This is a genomic window from Legionella bononiensis, from assembly GCF_016786215.1.
In the GTDB taxonomy this organism is placed as follows: Bacteria; Pseudomonadota; Gammaproteobacteria; order Legionellales; family Legionellaceae; genus Legionella; species Legionella bononiensis.
Genome location: NZ_JADOBG010000007.1, coordinates 83919 through 99088 on the forward strand (window position 1 = coordinate 83919; position 15170 = coordinate 99088).

The window sequence follows — 15170 nt, forward strand, 5'->3', positions numbered from 1 at the left end:
AACAAGAAAAAAGGGTGTTGAAATCGGAGTTATCAACACCACCTGGTCGAGAATTATGTAATTAACTTTAACTTATTGATTATATCCCGGAACTGTCTCTTGTTCATCAACAGTCTGAGACGATTCTCCAGTAGATGTTCCGCCGAGAAATGTTAAATGAATTGGTAAAGGCGGTTTATCCTTTACTTTGTCCAACCCCTTTTTTGCTGCATTTCTCACATCATCAGATACCGCATTAGTGTAAATTTGATTTAAACCTCGCAACATCATGTGTTTTCGTGATTCATCAAATGTATCCCAATTAACAAAACTTTCTGTCAAACTTGCAGCCAATGTGGGATTTATTTTATCCAAAAGCAGAATTTTATCGGTAATGAGTTGATAACCCTGTCCTGATTTCGCATGAAATCCATACGGATTTTTAATAAATGATCGCAACAATGCATATACTTTATTCGGATTCGATAAATCAAAAGCAGGGTGATGTGTTAAATCCTCTACTCGTTGAACAACGCTAGGTGAATGAGTTGATGCTTGAATGGTAAACCAATAATTCACTGCGGTTGCATCATCTTTCCAATGTTGATAATAATCCTTTAATAATCCATCGACTTTATCCGAATTCATCTCACACAGCAGCTTCAACGCTGAATAAGTTTGAGTCATGTTGATTTTTAACGAATCTTTAAATTGCAGTACTAAATATTTTTCAGTTTGTAGTGAGTCTGTACATTGAAAATAGGAACTACATACTTCTTTTAAACGACGAGCACCGGCGTCTTTTATATCAAAAATCGTAAATTGCGGTGAGGAGGAAGGTCCTTGCAATTGCAATTCATTATACCGCTTAAATAAATCAGCTTGTAATTTCTGGGCGATGGCCTTCTGAATCAATTGACGACCTTCCGCAATTTTATCAAAATCAGGTTTTGCAAATTCAAGTGCCAAGTCTTCTTCAGAAGGCAATGTCAAAAGCTCCGCCTGTAGCCATTCATTGAGTGATTTATCCGTTAATACAGCGCGATAACTGTCAAAAAATTGTGGTGTACAATCTAAAGGCTTATCAGCACAATAATCTTTGATCATCTGGATTACGACTGATTTTGCTGCTTCACAACGATTATAAATATTAGTATCGTGTCGCATGAGTACTAATAACTCGTTTTGTGAGTATGGATAGTTCAGATAGACTGGAGCGGAAAAACTGCGTAATAAAGAGGGGACAGGACGAGCTTCAACTTCGTTAAATGTAAACTCCATTTCAGGTTTATCGATCATTACTAGGGTATCTTCCTTAAGTTCCTTACCCGAATGATCTAGTAATCCCATCATCAAGGGTATGGGTCTTGCCTTACCATCAATAGTTTTGACTTTTAAAGTATATGTTTTTGTCTCAGGATTGTATTCATCCGTAACATTCAATTCAGGGATACCAGGCTCAGTAAACCAGGATAAAAATGGGTGTACATTCACGCCACTGGTGTTGGTTAATGACTCCAGCATATTCTCAAGAGTCACCGCTTTACCATCATGAGTTTTCAGAAACTCGGTCATTCCTTTATAAAATAAGTCCTTACCCATGGTAAGCATCATCATACGAAAAATATCGGCACTTTTCTCATAAGCAGCCGCGGTATATAAGCTTCTAACTGCAGTATAGGTGCTTTGTCTGGGCGCACGTGAGTCCAGATTTTTTCCATCAAGAAGCCTTACCAAATCAGTACCTAGTAACTCCTCACGAAACATGGCGGCTCTGAACGTAGTTAAACCTTCCTTAAAGGGCAAGTTAAACCAATCTCTAATGGTTACCCGATCACCTGACCAATAATGGAAAAATTCATGCGCTACAACTTCAAGAACCCGTAAAATCCCTAAATCAGTTGTACTTTCTGGTCTGGCAAACAAATTGGCAGTATTGAATAAATTCAATCCTGTTGGTTCTGAAGCCCCCGATGCGTATTTATCGACGCCTGCAACCATATGTTGGTGTAGATCACACTCCAGGTTATACGTTCTTTCATCCCAGGCCATTGCAGCAGCAAGAACTTCTTTGGCAAAGGAGCATTTCTCAGTTGCCGCAGGAGGGACATAAAATACAATAGGCAAATCACGACCAGATCGGGTTGTAAAATGGGCTTCTGAACGTTGCAAATTACCTGCAACCATAGCGAATAAATAGCTGGGTTTAGGTACGTCATCCATCCAGGTTACTGAATGAAGTCCATCAGACAATTGAGCTCGTCCAATCACTTTTCCATTACATAATAAAACAGGATAATCCTGCTCTTTGGCTATTATTGTGGTTTTATAAGTTGCCAAATTATCTGGGCGATCATTGCAAAACAGTAAGCGCCGCAACCCTTCAGTCTCAGCCTTTACTAGTACTGTTCCCTCAGTTTTGTATAAACCAAATAAATCCGTATTTTCCCCAAGAAGAGTAGTGGTAGTCAGGATAAAAGGCTCACCTTGAGGCACATTTTTGATGATTAGAGAATGCTCAGTTAACTCATATTGCGATTCGTCAAGTACGTTTCCATTGAGCAAAATTGAAGTTAACTTCATGTTTTCCCCATCCAGAATCAAATCGTTCGAATGTAATTCCACTTCAGGATTGGGTGATATCGTTATAGATGCTTTTGTTTCCACTGGATCTTTGGATAGGTTGATTTCCAAGTCCACATGCTTCACCAAATAATCGAGTATTTTATAATCACTTAAATTGAATACTTTTGACTTGCTCTCTTTCATGCATACTCCCTTATTCTCAGTACTATTCAAGATTATCCGAACCTAATAATCATCAATGCACAATATAGGATTGAAATCTGTTTTTCAATAAGCAACTTTATTAATCAAACTGCGAGAATATAAAAATATAAACAATAAGAAGATATGTTCATTATTATCTTTATAATTTATGATGCCATGTTTTCAATTTAAATGGTGCTTTATGAGTTATTCGAATACAATTTGTTGGGTTGATATACCGGTTCTTGATTTGGATCGTTCTATCAGATTTTATACCGCATTACTTGGACCTACAGTTCAAAAAATTTCAGAGCATGGATTTGAATTTGGGCTTTTACCTCATGTACAGGACAATGTTTCTGGATGTCTGGCTGTGATGCAAGACAGAACACCGTCACTTAATGGTCCCCTGATCTATCTGAACGTTGAAGGCAGGCTAGATAAAACTATAGAAGCAGCTCAACAAAATGGCGGTAGCTTATTAAGCCCTAAAGAACAAATGGGTCCTTATGGCCATAGAGCAATAATTCAGGATACTGAAGGAAACGCCATCGCCTTATACTCAAAATCAGCTTAGTCATTAGACTCTGGGCTTGTTGGTTCAGGCCAGCAGCCCAGGAAACTCTGTTTTATTTGAATAATTTAGGAGAGGGAAGAACCTCTTTGACAACGCCTAAAAACTGCATGATATAGAGTACCAATATCACTAAAATAAACATGTTAAAAAGAAGATTGATTAAAGCCGGTAGTGGAATATAGTAATTTCCAATCCATAACAATAACCCGGAGATAACGACCATTAGCAATTGATTTATATCAAACATAGCTGCTCTTATCAGATTCATACTACTCTAACTATAGTAAACTCTTTGTCATTTATATAAGGTGTGCCAGTTAAATACCTGTTTACCGTTGGTTATCTGTTCTAATTCAAAAGCATTTTCATGAATACTTGTCTAAAATAAAATGAACCATCCTCTTTAAAAAAAGTCTGGTGTATTCGTAATGTTCTAGAGGAAAACCATTCGATACGTGTATTTAATCAATTCAATGCACAGGGGTAAGACAGTGATTAATACGATAATCTTTGACTTTGACGGTGTGATACTTGACAGTGAACCCTTACATTTTAAGGCATTAATCCAGGTATTAAATCAATTAGGTATTAGTCTTGATTACGAAGAATATAGGGCCAATTACCTTGGATTAAGCGATATCAGCGTCTTTCCCAGGATACTGAATGATAAAGGTGTTGAGTTCTCTTCAACCCAAATCAATCGATGGATTGAGCTCAAGGTCGCAGTCTATAATGAGCTCATCGAGAAAAGCGAACAATTACCAATGATTCCGGACCTGGATTGGTTTTTAATCCGAGTAGCAAAACACTATGAAAAAATTGGTATCTGCAGCGGTTCCAATCGTTATTCAATACTAAAAATTCTGGAAAAAATTCACTACGGTCGCCTGGCTCCGTATTTTAAAACCATAGTAAGTTGTGAAGATGTAACTTTGGGCAAACCCTCTCCGGAAGGGTATTTATTAACCGCTCATCTTCTGCAATCAAATCCTGAACACTGTCTGGTTATAGAAGATTCGGAACATGGTGTCACAGCAGCCAAAGCGGGTGGAATGCTGGTTGCAGGTTTACTTACAACGCTTAACAGGAATCAACTGGCTCACGCAGATATTATCGCACAGGATTTTAAAGAACTGGCTCATTTATTAAACACCCATTAAAACGAAAGTGAGGGAACCATGATAACTATTAATATTCCAGGATTTGGTGACTTAAATTTAAAATATGCATTAATTGATTTTAATGGGACTCTGGCTGTTGATGGTAAATTAATTCAAGGCATTTCTGAACCGCTTAATAGCTTATCAAAACATTTGGAACTGCATATTATCACCGGTGACGGCCATGGTACGGCTAAAGCCGAACTGGAGCATATCAACTGCAAATTAACCATTACCCCCGCTGAAAATCAGGCCATTACTAAACGTGAATACCTGCATCAACTCAACCCTAAAGAGACAGTTGCTATTGGTAATGGACGAAACGACCGTTTTATTTTAAAAGAATCGATACTCGGTATCGCAATCATAGGAGAGGAGGGTGGTGCTGCAGATGCTTTGTTATCTGCCGATCTCATCATGCCATCTATCGCTCTGGCATTAAAAGTACTAAAAAATCCTCAGCGTTTGAGAGCTTCTTTACGATATTGATTTATATGATTAATTAACGAGAATATATTTACATTTTCACTTTAAGCGTTTAGTTTACTATTTCATGTTTTATGAAATGGAATTTGTATATGCCTAAACGCTCGGATTTAAATAAAAGAAATATTGCTGTAATCGGATCAGGGACGGGACTAACAGCCGCCTGGGCTTTAGAAAGTCAAAAAGAGTTCAAAGTAACTGTATTTGAGGAAGCTGATAGACTTGGTGGTCATATTCACAGTATAAAACTTAATAATGTAATTCTTGAAGGCGGTGCAGAATTCATAGGACCTCCTTCATTATATCCTAATGTACATCAATTATTTAATCATCTAAATGTCAAGTTAGATCCCTTCGAACTGAATATGGATTTTGACGATTTAAATAAAAAGGATCATGTAGTTCTTCCTCCACTATATCATACCTCGGATGGTAAAGATAAAAGCGAACGTACTTCCTGCAGCCTTTCAGTATGTGGTTTATTTAAAATTAAAAGAAAACAAACGGTAACCCGTGTATCAGTAAATACAATATTGACTGAACTGTATAACCTGCTCAATATGAATGATCTCATCAATGACGCCAAACAAAAAATACTTAATTCGGATCAGGTAATGACCCTTGAAGAGTTTGTAGAAATCTTCAAAAAAGAATGTGCAGACTTTTTTACCCATAGAGAAGATTTTGCTGATGAGTTCCTATATCCATTGGTTGCATCAGGATGGGGCGTGCCAATCGAAATGATAAAAAAATTCTGTGCCCATTATGCGATGAACTATTTAGCGGCAGGAAAAGATTGGTTTGATGCCCCTGAAGGATTAAGCACTTACATTGAAAAAATGGCAGCTCAATGTACAAATACCCAAATTAATTTAAATTCAGGAATTAAAAAATTAGTACCCATCGTTGTTGATGGAGCAACAAAATACCATTTATTAAAAAAAGACGACACCTTGGTCATGGATGACAGTGGGCAAGCCATTGTCTATGATGATGTCATAATCACCACGCCTGCCTACGTTACCAAAGAGCTTCTGACGGATGTTCAGGATGATGCGATAAAGGCATTAAAAGAAAAACTGAATAATGTATATTATTACGATACTACAATAGTATTTCATCAGGATCCTGCATACAGATCACCCTACAATACTGTTGTTCATAGTCGATACGATGGTACTCAATCTGCGAATACTATGACTAAACCCTGGAAATTTGAAGCAGGAGAAGTACCTGTAATGAAATAATGGGTTTTACCAGGTCAGCCTATGCCCAAGAATGTGCTTAAAGAAGTTCATTATCGTCACCCGAAAATGGGTATTGAATATTATGAAGCCCAACAAGCATTGCATACAGCACAGGGTATAGCAGGTTTATGGCATGGAGGAATTCTGGCAGGATTTAATGATTCACATGAAAGTGGTGTAACAGCTGATCTTCAGGTAGCAGCTAAACTGAATCTGGAAGAGAACTGTTTGGAAGAAAATGAACGACTGGCTCTATTCCCCAACATTCTTGCTCCAATGCCCCATTCAGCTATAGTCAAAGCGGCGTTAGATGAAGAGCTTGAGGAAGATCACATAGCCTCTTCATCACGTTCATTTGCCTGATCGATTCAACTCCCGGTTCCGGTTGGAATCCGGGAGCCTTATTCATAATTCTTATGAATGAGCTGGCAGGGCGCACCTATCAATTTAGACAGTGTACACGAGCAAATAAGTATTTATGACGCATTAAACGCGCTGTTTTCTATAGTGCTCTCCGATAACTGATCTTCGTCCACTGATTGTTTCTTTGAATTATAATAATCCTCTGCTGAATTTTTTGCAGATAACAGATTATACGCTTTAAAAAATCCATAAGAACTTGCTATTCCCGTAATGCTACAGCCAACTATTGCCGCAGTAGCAATCCCTCCAGTCAGAATTGAGGCGGCAACAGCAAGAGCAAATACCGAAGCGGCAAAAACCAACGTTGCCAAAGCAATGCTCGTATATAAAAATAAATAACTGTATTGAGCCGAAATTTCCGGGTTAGTTCTGGCTTCAATATGAAATTTGACATTGGACATGACACGTCCAGACAGTGTAACAGGGCAGGGAATAAAACTTGGCCACATGATACCAAAAGCTAAAAGGTTTAAGCTAAGATTGGACAAACTTGGTTTTGGAATACCAGCAAACTCAGTTAAAAACCATTGTGCTGCCACAGCGCAATTGTTACTTAATATACCAGCCTCACTCCAAGTCTCTGCCCAATAAGTTCGCCATTTTTTAGTGATTTCGGTGGGATTAGCCTCTATATCAAAGGTATAGGAAGAATCCGCCTGAGCAATATAAGCTTTGGGTCCGGCTACACTCCAATTATTGGTAGGAGTTTCCCAACGATTAATCCCATAATAGGTATGAGGCTTTGTTGATGTATTTTCAAGTACAATCTCAATATGAGTCCAAATGCTATGAAAATTTAAAACATGTACTTTAATATCTGCCATATAAATAAGACCATTCCGAATCAATTGCGGCGTATATTAACACATAAACACATAATTGCTCAATTTGAACACAATAAAAACTGCAATAGGGAGTTCGTTAAAACACTTCCATAGGCTATGGATTGCAATAGTTCTGTCGAATAAACTCGTTATAAACGGCACTTCTAGGATCGCTCAATGTATGAACCATGCAACATTCTGCTGTATTTATAATCTTTATGATGGTATAATAATCAGCAAATTTACTGTCCCTGAATATAAATGAGGAAAACTATGCGAATTACTTTTAATGACTTTCAGGCGATATATGATCAATATCAATTCAATGACACCATCATAATTCGATACAGTAAAGATAAAAATGACCAAACCATGGATAAAGAAATTAAGCTGTACAGGGAACAAAACAGATTTTATGTTGAACATATCGAATACAATGAAACTGAAAACCGTACAAAAGTTACCTCCGAAAAACAAGAAATTACAGAGCATTCCTTAAGACAGGAGCATGCCTACCTCGCTACTTTATTTACAGAGCTAAAACCAAAACCGACAGTCAAAAAATCTGCCTGGGAAGATTTTAAAAACTCAGACTCGAAACTCAAATGGCTGCTGCGTTTTTGTTTTTTAGATACTCGTTTAATTGGCGGGGCAATCGGTCAGATTATTGCTTACTCGGCAAACAGTGAAAACAAGCATTATAAAACCATCCCATCCACAGTATTGGGTAAAACTTTAGGCCCACTGATTTTTCCTGCCGGCTACAAAAAACCCACTTTTGATCTTGAGAAAGACCCTGGCATCATTGAAATTGATACGATACAACACAAACAATATAAAGCGTTGAAAAAGTATAATCCAATATATCAATCAGATAATGGAACGATTCGTTTTAATGAACAACCCGTTTCAATGACCCTTCGTGACACTACCATTGAACTGGAAACGATTGTTGCTTCGAATGATCTGGTTAATGATGAAAATAAACATGATCATCTTACAATTGTTTATTTCAACGGAAACAGCGGGAGTTTTCAACAGGACTATCAACAGGTTGCAGAAGATCTGCTGAGTTATGGCAAAGATGGTGTTCCGGTTACCGCAGTTCAATTTAATTACCCAGGAATTTTAAACAGTGAAGGGCAGGTTGAAATAGCTCAAGATCTGGTTAATTCAGGTATTGCGCAAGTTCAATCATTACTGGATCAGGGAATACCCCATTCCAAAATCGTATTACACGGTGTTTCTTTAGGCGGAAGTATTGCCAGCCAAGTAGCCGCTCATTTCCATCAACTGCCTAAGGCTGATGATCCAAAACAAAAACAGACTTTGGGTGGATTATATGCGTCGCGCACTTTTGCTTCCACAGCACAAGTAGGAAGAGATTATTTCAATCGCGCCCTGGGAAATAATATTTTTTCCCGAATTCTTTCGACGCTATGTCTGTCTTTTATAAAGTTAGGAACCTGGGGTTCCAATTGGGATTTGGATACCGGAAAAGCATTTTTCAGCCTTCCTAAGGATAAGAGAAATTATTCCGTTGTAATCTCTCCAAAGGCTCACAGAAATGCCTATCGTGAACAGCATCAAGGCTCCTGGTTTCAACGGATTGTCGATTTTCTATTAGGACGAGAGATTAATCCGGTTGATGACGCTGTTTTAGGTCGCGGTTTACATGATTCATGGGAGCGTTCTTTCGATAAATTTCTAGCTCAATGGGGTTTTTATGGTGAAAAAGCCATGAAAAATTACTCAAGTGAAAACAGTTACCGTAAGATGATGGTAGTTGATTTTAAGACAAAACAGTTTGCTCCTGATCTGGATGGTCATGCAGTAGCTGATTATTGTTACAAAAAAGGAGATCAACTATTCAATCCAACTAAAGCTAATAAATCTATCGGTTTAGTGCACAGAGCTCCTGCAGTCACTGTATTCAAAGATGGAACAGAACAGCGATGCTTGACAATACATGGCAATGAAGCCGGTGAAGTGTCACGACGTTCCATGTTAAATATGTCCATGACATCATCTACTTAAATTCAATTTTTAATCGATTTGAAGGTGTTATGTAACCTCGTGATTCATAGTGCCTTTAGCATCAAAATAAGCCAATTTAGTTAATATTGTGATTAAATAAACCACTATGTATAATGCATTAACTTTAAATAATTCAGTGTGCTCACTATTTTCTCTCAAGAAAAAGATTGGGAAATAGAAAGAGAAAATGATGTGTCCTATGAAACGCCTATCATTAAACAAGCTCATACAAAAAATAGAGTTAAATTTAAAAATACCATAAAACCTATGGATGCCCTAAAAATATATTCAATTAAAAATCATAGACTTATTGACGAACGCTCCTCTGTTATTACAATACAGGAAGTATTTGCAGCAAGGGTTTAACATGACGGAAAGGAATAAAGATAAAGTTTATCAAGTATATAATGAGATAATTGATTGGTTTGACCTGAATCGCAGTAAAGATCTGAGTATGGAGAAATTTTATTTAAATTTCATTCAAAAATATCTCAAGCCTAAAAGCAAAATATTAGATGTAGGCTGTGGCACTGGAGAACCCATAGCTCAATTTTTAATTACTGAAGGTTATGAGGTAACCGGTATAGATGCCAGTATAAAAATGATTGAATTGTGCAAACAGCGATTTCCAAAGAGCACATGGATTTTAGCAGATATGCGTACTTTAGATTTGAATGAACAATACCATGCAGTTATTGCTTGGCATAGCTTGTTCCATTTGCCTCATGATGATCAAAGAATGACATTAAAGTTACTGGCTTCCTTTGTTGATAAACAGGGTTTATTAATCTTTACAACAGGACCTGAATTGGATGAAGTTTGGAGTGATAATGGAGGATACGATTTATACCATGCATCTCTTTCAACCGAAGAATACAAACAGATACTTGCAGATAATCAATTAAAAGTACTGGCGCATAAAATTAGAGATCCAGAATGTGGTGATGCGACGGTATGGGTTGCGCAAAAAACCAGTTAAACTTACTGGTTGAATCCGCCCTCGCTACAAATACACTAAGTCTGATTATCAAAATAATCAGACTTAAGAGATCGTTGTTATGAAGGAGATAAAATTGATTCAACTTCTGTTTCAAAAGAATTAGTGATTTGTAAACACTGATCAAGTGTATTACTAAGTTCCTGACTAGAATTTGGAATAACCTGTTTCAGATTAGTTATTTTTTCTTTTACATCGTCCAAAGTATTCATCTGTGAGATGCATGCAATTAAGGTATCTGCATAATTTAATTCTCTTTCAGTTGTTAGTCTTTCTTTGAACAATTGGGATTTATGAGAATTAGGATCAATATGCAATTTAAGTTGAATTTCTTCCTTAAATTTTATTAATTCATTAATACAAAAACGTTGGACAATTTCAATTGGATCTTCGTGGTGTTGTGGAAATGATGGATTTTCTTCCAGAATCAAGGTTATTTTCAAATCATCTACTATAGACTCCTCTTCTTCATCGTCATCGTCATCGTCGTTCTGGTCTTTCTGACATTGTTTATCAATTGAATTGCTTGGTTCAGATGAACTTGAGGTTGCTTGTGATGAAGGGTAATCACTACCCGTGCTATTTGGATCGTACTGAATAGGTTGCATTAAAACATGATCTAAATGGGCCAAAGCGTCTTCATGAAGACGCTTTTTCTCGTCCTTAGATAAGGAATACAATTGAGATCCAGCATAAGCTTTTGCTAATTTATCCCTTAATTCCAGATCATGTTTTAAAAAACTTACATCAACAAGATCAGGTCTGTACGTTTTTAAGAAAATTAAAGCCCTGGAAGTAGACAGTGTATGTGGGTATTTCCCAGGCAATTTATCCTCAATTTCTCTATTCTTGCTTTCAAAAAACCAAGCTCTTTTTCCCCACTCGGAAAGACTGGTTTCGCTATTTTGCCGTGTTACACGGTGAAGATTTGTACTTTTTTGTTGCTGTTCTAATTGTAATGCCAAACCCACGTCAACACATACAACCAAGCCATCAGAACGTCTTTTAATAAAATTCTTGGGCGCCAGAGCATCCATAACAATTCTTCCTGAACGATTATAAATATCCACTAAAGCAGCCCCTATTTCCTTATCAGAAGCTTGTTCTCCATCTATAAAAGGACATATCCAACCCTTCCCATAAGTTGTTTCAACAATATGAGCAGAAGGAGCAATATGTGAATTTAATTCATTCCATATACGTACCGCGCGCTCAGGAATATCAGTGAGTGGAATGGTTCCACCAAATTCCTCCTTAGGAATCTTAAGAACCATAGTCGACTCTTTATTACGGTATACATAGTTATAATTTCCATTATAACTTAAGATAATCCATTGCATCATTTATACTCCAGGCAAGATTACAACTTAATTGCGCCTAATCGAAATAAAATAGAAATTAAACATTAGGTAAATTATATGAATGGCACTATTAAGGATTTCTTAAACCCAATGATCAGATTTTATGATCTCATTACATAATGCAAATAATGCTATAAAAAAGAATCAGTGCTATTCATGGTATAAATCAATTCTTCATCATGATTTTCGTTTATAAAATTGTCCTGGACTTTGGAACTATAGCTATCTATTGGCAATAGATGTATTTATCATAGTTCGGATGTTTTAACTTTGTGACGAAATGCTAAACCTATTGAATAACTTGCAAAACAATCCGTCTCGATCTATATATAGGCGAATCTTTGATTATCAGAATTATTGGGAAATTATTCTCATACTGAATTAATTTAGAATTTATGCGTTGAAAACGATCATGTCTAAGATACTCTGTAAGTCACCAATTTTAGATTGAGTTCGTTATTCATTATGGTCATTAATTTATATAAGAAGGAGAATACAGATGTCTGACGAAATTAATCCGTTATTTACAGCTACTGCAACTGCTGTTGGCGGACGAAATGGTCGCAGTGAAACAAGTGATGGCTCACTGGCAGTCAATCTCTCAGTCCCCAAAGAGCTGGGCGGTCCAGGTAAACAAGGAACTACTACACCAGAACATCTGTTTGCCACTGGTTATGCAGCCTGCTTTGGAGGAGCTCTTGATTATGTAGCCAAGCAACATAAAAAAGATGCAACAAAAACCACGATAACCTGCGCTGTTTCAATTGGACCTCGTAAAAAAGGTGGTTTTGGGATCTCGGTTAAAATGAAAATTGAAGATAAGAGTTTTAGCAAAGAAGAACTTGCTCTGTTAGTTAAAGAAGCTCATGAACAGGTTTGTCCATACTCACATGCAACTCGTGGTAACGTTGAGGTAACATTTGACATAGTAGGCTCCTGATATTCAAAGGCCCGCTCGTTCAGTACATAAGGAATTTCTGTAATAATAGTAGCCCGAATGAAGTGCGAAGCGCGTAATCCCGGAAGTACCGCGAAGCGGGCACCGATTAAAAAGCACCATGCTGCGCATGGGCTTCCCGGATTTCACTATACTGCATCCGGGCTACTTTTGATGTTCTCCTTAGCCTGGCGGCTATGGGGCATTGACCCGACATGATTTTATAAATTGACTTCGAATCAACTGTTAATACATGGAACGCCTTGAAACATTCCCACAAGGACTTAAACGCTGAATAACTTTCAATTCATTATCCAAATTGGATTCATCATAAAACAAATCTCCATCTGCTTCACTCTTTGATTCCTTTATAAATACCTTACCCTGTTCTCCCGCTGCGCAAAGTGTTTTATAAGCTATGATACGATCACACACCGAGCTCAATCCGTTCCTTAACTCATCAATGTAGTGTTCAGCACATCCCATATTGCAAGAAAACAGTTCAATTGTGTCCAAATGTTTGTCCGCAAGCTCAAGATCCTCTGTTATCCATTCGATGTAAGCATCGGCATCAAGGCCGGCAATTAAATGCTCCCTATTACAGCTTTGGGCAATAATCAAAAGCGAATCACCAGGATTAAGGATATCCAGGAATGCTTTCAATGAGTTATTATCATCGAGGTAAACGAGCTCGCAAGAATACCCATAACTTTTTTGTGTATTTACAATAGCTGATTGAATCTTTTTATCGAGGGCATAGATAAATCGTTGTTTTTGTTTTGTTTGCGCTCTTAATGAATAGCTGATTTCAGTATTGGAATTTAGTTCATGAGTTAATTCTTCTGGCATATAATCTGAATCTGAATACAGTTCAATGATAATAGTTTTACGTGGCTCAGTATTCTTGCCCGCAGATCGTTTAAATAATGAATGAGAGGCTAACCGTTTATCTATTTTTTCATGTGACATAAAGCTACTTCAAATACAATGGATTAAAATAGAACATTATAACACATATGCGCTCACTAAGACCAATAACAGCCCATGTCTTTATGTACTATATTAAACAGTATACTTTCGTTTAAAGACTCTATGGAATAAGGTACTTCCAGATTACTCTTCAGCCTCACGAATTAATGCATTAATTAATTCAGCTACAGAAGTATTCCTACATAAAAAAGCAGATTGTCCTGCCCAGATCGACATATAATCGATATTATTTTGTTCTCGGGCTTTTATTCTCATCCTGGTGGTTAAAGCATTCTGAACAGGATAATCCAGGATACTCGATGCGTATTGCTCCATGTTTACGATAAATTTATTACGTATCCCCCTTGCAAGTTTTCCTGAAAATACACGGGTTAAAACGGTATTATCCTGTCGTTGAGCTAGCAAGGTATGTTTCATAATTGGTGGTATTCCTGACTCAAAACAAGTGAGGAACGCTGTTCCCATCTGAACGCCAGAACAGCCTAAAGAAATAGCTGCATTAATTCCTCTGCCATCCATTATTCCACCTGCGGCAATTATGGGAGTACTGATTTGATCAACCAGTAGAGGTAACAAACGAAACAAACCAGCCAGGGAATCTTCAGCCGGTCCAATAAAAGTTCCACGATGCCCCCCTGCCTCACTGCCTTGAGCAACAATAAAATCAATACCACTATCCTCAAGCAGAAGTGCTTCTGATAAATTTGTGGCTGTACCAATTAAAACCGTCCCATTTTTTTTAAACTGAGCTATCCAAAAAGGATCCAAAGTACCAAAGGTAAAACTAAATACAGGAATGTTTTCTTCAATTAACACACTGATTTGTTCGTCAAACGATTGGATCTTGGGTGCAGTAGTCGGATCTATTTCAATACCTAACTCCTTGCAGGATTGGGTAATAGCCCTACAGGACTGAAGAATTTGTTCTGGACTGGCTTGATGCGGCTCAGGAATGAACAGATTGACGGCAAAAGGTTGGTTTGTCAATTGACGCACCCTTTTTAAATCGCTCTTAATCTCTGTTGGGGACAAATAACCTGCAGCCAAAGACCCCAGACAACCCGTATTGGATACAGCAGCAACCAACTCAGGGGTTGTAGAGCCACCCGCCATAGGTGCTTGAATAAGCGGGAATTGTATGTCTAACTGTTTGGTCAATGATGTATGCCACATGATGTTCACTCACAAAATACACACTATTCTCGGCTACAGACTTCATAGAATTTTGTTACTCTATTCTACATAGTCTATTGTTAAGCTTAACGCAATGTTCACTATGATGGCGATCTTTAAAATTTACAATCTCCTCACCAAATAAGAGCTTTCTTACTTTATAAATAATAAGATACACCAGTAATTTTTGAAAACTGTGACGAAATATTC

General features: G+C 37.4%; 15 protein-coding genes. 9 read left to right on the forward strand and 6 right to left on the reverse strand.

Features of this window, described 5'->3' with window-relative positions; genetic code table 11:
* Window positions 1–72: 72 nt before the first annotated feature.
* Window positions 73–2748: an aminopeptidase N gene (gene pepN, locus IZU94_RS04670; RefSeq protein ID WP_203108496.1), complete on the reverse strand. Its 2676-nt coding sequence runs from the start codon at window positions 2746–2748 to the stop codon at window positions 73–75.
* A 202-nt stretch (window positions 2749–2950) separates the two neighbouring features.
* Here pepN and IZU94_RS04675 point away from each other — a divergent pair, with 202 nt between their 5' ends.
* Entirely contained in the window at window positions 2951–3325 is a 375-nt protein-coding gene (locus IZU94_RS04675) for a VOC family protein (RefSeq protein WP_203108498.1), read from the forward strand.
* A 52-nt stretch (window positions 3326–3377) separates the two neighbouring features.
* Here IZU94_RS04675 and IZU94_RS04680 read toward each other — a convergent pair whose 3' ends face one another.
* On the reverse strand, window positions 3378–3593 hold the full coding sequence (locus IZU94_RS04680) for a Thivi_2564 family membrane protein (RefSeq protein WP_203108500.1): 216 nt from the start codon (window positions 3591–3593) through the stop codon (window positions 3378–3380).
* Window positions 3594–3816: 223 nt separating this feature from the next.
* On the opposite strand from IZU94_RS04680, the gene IZU94_RS04685 reads away from it, so the two are divergent.
* From IZU94_RS04685 to IZU94_RS18145, 4 genes are all read left to right on the forward strand, one after another.
* Window positions 3817–4485 (forward strand): HAD family hydrolase, encoded by a 669-nt coding sequence (locus IZU94_RS04685; protein ID WP_203108502.1) that lies wholly within the window; start codon window positions 3817–3819, stop codon window positions 4483–4485.
* Window positions 4486–4503: 18 nt separating this feature from the next.
* Window positions 4504–4974 (forward strand): HAD family hydrolase, encoded by a 471-nt coding sequence (locus IZU94_RS04690; protein ID WP_203108504.1) that lies wholly within the window; start codon window positions 4504–4506, stop codon window positions 4972–4974.
* 89 nt (window positions 4975–5063) lie between these two features.
* The gene (locus tag IZU94_RS04695) at window positions 5064–6218 is read left to right on the forward strand and encodes an FAD-dependent oxidoreductase (protein ID WP_238400682.1); all 1155 of its coding nucleotides are present in this window, start codon (window positions 5064–5066) and stop codon (window positions 6216–6218) included.
* Window positions 6219–6239: 21 nt separating this feature from the next.
* On the forward strand, window positions 6240–6581 hold the full coding sequence (locus IZU94_RS18145; RefSeq protein ID WP_238400683.1) for a hypothetical protein: 342 nt from the start codon (window positions 6240–6242) through the stop codon (window positions 6579–6581).
* Between the two features lie 113 nt (window positions 6582–6694).
* Here the strand turns inward: IZU94_RS18145 and IZU94_RS04700 are convergent, their stop codons facing one another.
* Window positions 6695–7465, reverse strand: a complete 771-nt coding sequence (locus IZU94_RS04700; RefSeq protein WP_203108506.1) for a hypothetical protein — start codon at window positions 7463–7465, stop codon at window positions 6695–6697.
* 273 nt (window positions 7466–7738) lie between these two features.
* On the opposite strand from IZU94_RS04700, the gene IZU94_RS04705 reads away from it, so the two are divergent.
* The 3 genes from IZU94_RS04705 (at window position 7739) to IZU94_RS04715 (ending at window position 10481) form a co-directional block, all read left to right on the forward strand.
* On the forward strand, window positions 7739–9502 hold the full coding sequence (locus IZU94_RS04705) for an alpha/beta hydrolase family protein (RefSeq protein ID WP_203108508.1): 1764 nt from the start codon (window positions 7739–7741) through the stop codon (window positions 9500–9502).
* Window positions 9503–9640: 138 nt separating this feature from the next.
* Complete coding sequence (locus IZU94_RS04710) at window positions 9641–9868, forward strand: hypothetical protein (RefSeq protein WP_203108509.1); 228 nt, start codon at window positions 9641–9643, stop codon at window positions 9866–9868.
* Window position 9869: 1 nt separating this feature from the next.
* Window positions 9870–10481: a class I SAM-dependent methyltransferase gene (locus tag IZU94_RS04715; RefSeq protein WP_203108511.1), complete on the forward strand. Its 612-nt coding sequence runs from the start codon at window positions 9870–9872 to the stop codon at window positions 10479–10481.
* Window positions 10482–10558: 77 nt separating this feature from the next.
* Here IZU94_RS04715 and IZU94_RS04720 read toward each other — a convergent pair whose 3' ends face one another.
* Window positions 10559–11842 (reverse strand): hypothetical protein, encoded by a 1284-nt coding sequence (locus IZU94_RS04720; RefSeq protein WP_203108512.1) that lies wholly within the window; start codon window positions 11840–11842, stop codon window positions 10559–10561.
* 517 nt (window positions 11843–12359) lie between these two features.
* Between IZU94_RS04720 and IZU94_RS04725 the strand changes: the two genes are divergently transcribed.
* Window positions 12360–12800 carry an organic hydroperoxide resistance protein gene (locus IZU94_RS04725; RefSeq protein ID WP_203108514.1) on the forward strand — a complete coding sequence of 147 codons (441 nt, stop codon included), beginning with the start codon at window positions 12360–12362 and terminating at the stop codon, window positions 12798–12800.
* Between the two features lie 243 nt (window positions 12801–13043).
* On the opposite strand, the gene IZU94_RS04730 is transcribed toward IZU94_RS04725, so the two are convergent.
* Together IZU94_RS04730 and IZU94_RS04735 are read right to left on the reverse strand one after the other, a co-directional pair.
* On the reverse strand, window positions 13044–13766 hold the full coding sequence (locus tag IZU94_RS04730) for a hypothetical protein (RefSeq protein ID WP_203108516.1): 723 nt from the start codon (window positions 13764–13766) through the stop codon (window positions 13044–13046).
* A gap of 144 nt (window positions 13767–13910) precedes the next feature.
* Window positions 13911–14960 carry an NAD(P)H-dependent flavin oxidoreductase gene (locus IZU94_RS04735; RefSeq protein ID WP_203108518.1) on the reverse strand — a complete coding sequence of 350 codons (1050 nt, stop codon included), beginning with the start codon at window positions 14958–14960 and terminating at the stop codon, window positions 13911–13913.
* Window positions 14961–15170: the final 210 nt, after the last annotated feature.

Bases quoted from the DNA above. Each gene is read 5' to 3' on its own strand.
- IZU94_RS04695 (WP_238400682.1), top strand. From the start codon at position 5,064: ATGCCTAAACGCTCGGATTTAAATAAAAGAAATATTGCTGTAATCGGA.
- IZU94_RS04730 (WP_203108516.1), bottom strand. From the start codon at position 13,766: ATGTCACATGAAAAAATAGATAAACGGTTAGCCTCTCATTCATTATTT.
- IZU94_RS04680 (WP_203108500.1), bottom strand. From the start codon at position 3,593: ATGAATCTGATAAGAGCAGCTATGTTTGATATAAATCAATTGCTAATG.
- IZU94_RS04725 (WP_203108514.1), top strand. From the start codon at position 12,360: ATGTCTGACGAAATTAATCCGTTATTTACAGCTACTGCAACTGCTGTT.
- IZU94_RS04720 (WP_203108512.1), bottom strand. From the start codon at position 11,842: ATGATGCAATGGATTATCTTAAGTTATAATGGAAATTATAACTATGTA.
- IZU94_RS18145 (WP_238400683.1), top strand. From the start codon at position 6,240: ATGCCCAAGAATGTGCTTAAAGAAGTTCATTATCGTCACCCGAAAATG.
- IZU94_RS04700 (WP_203108506.1), bottom strand. From the start codon at position 7,465: ATGGCAGATATTAAAGTACATGTTTTAAATTTTCATAGCATTTGGACT.
- IZU94_RS04735 (WP_203108518.1), bottom strand. From the start codon at position 14,960: ATGTGGCATACATCATTGACCAAACAGTTAGACATACAATTCCCGCTT.
- IZU94_RS04690 (WP_203108504.1), top strand. From the start codon at position 4,504: ATGATAACTATTAATATTCCAGGATTTGGTGACTTAAATTTAAAATAT.
- IZU94_RS04675 (WP_203108498.1), top strand. From the start codon at position 2,951: ATGAGTTATTCGAATACAATTTGTTGGGTTGATATACCGGTTCTTGAT.
- IZU94_RS04705 (WP_203108508.1), top strand. From the start codon at position 7,739: ATGCGAATTACTTTTAATGACTTTCAGGCGATATATGATCAATATCAA.
- IZU94_RS04715 (WP_203108511.1), top strand. From the start codon at position 9,870: ATGACGGAAAGGAATAAAGATAAAGTTTATCAAGTATATAATGAGATA.
- pepN (WP_203108496.1), bottom strand. From the start codon at position 2,748: ATGAAAGAGAGCAAGTCAAAAGTATTCAATTTAAGTGATTATAAAATA.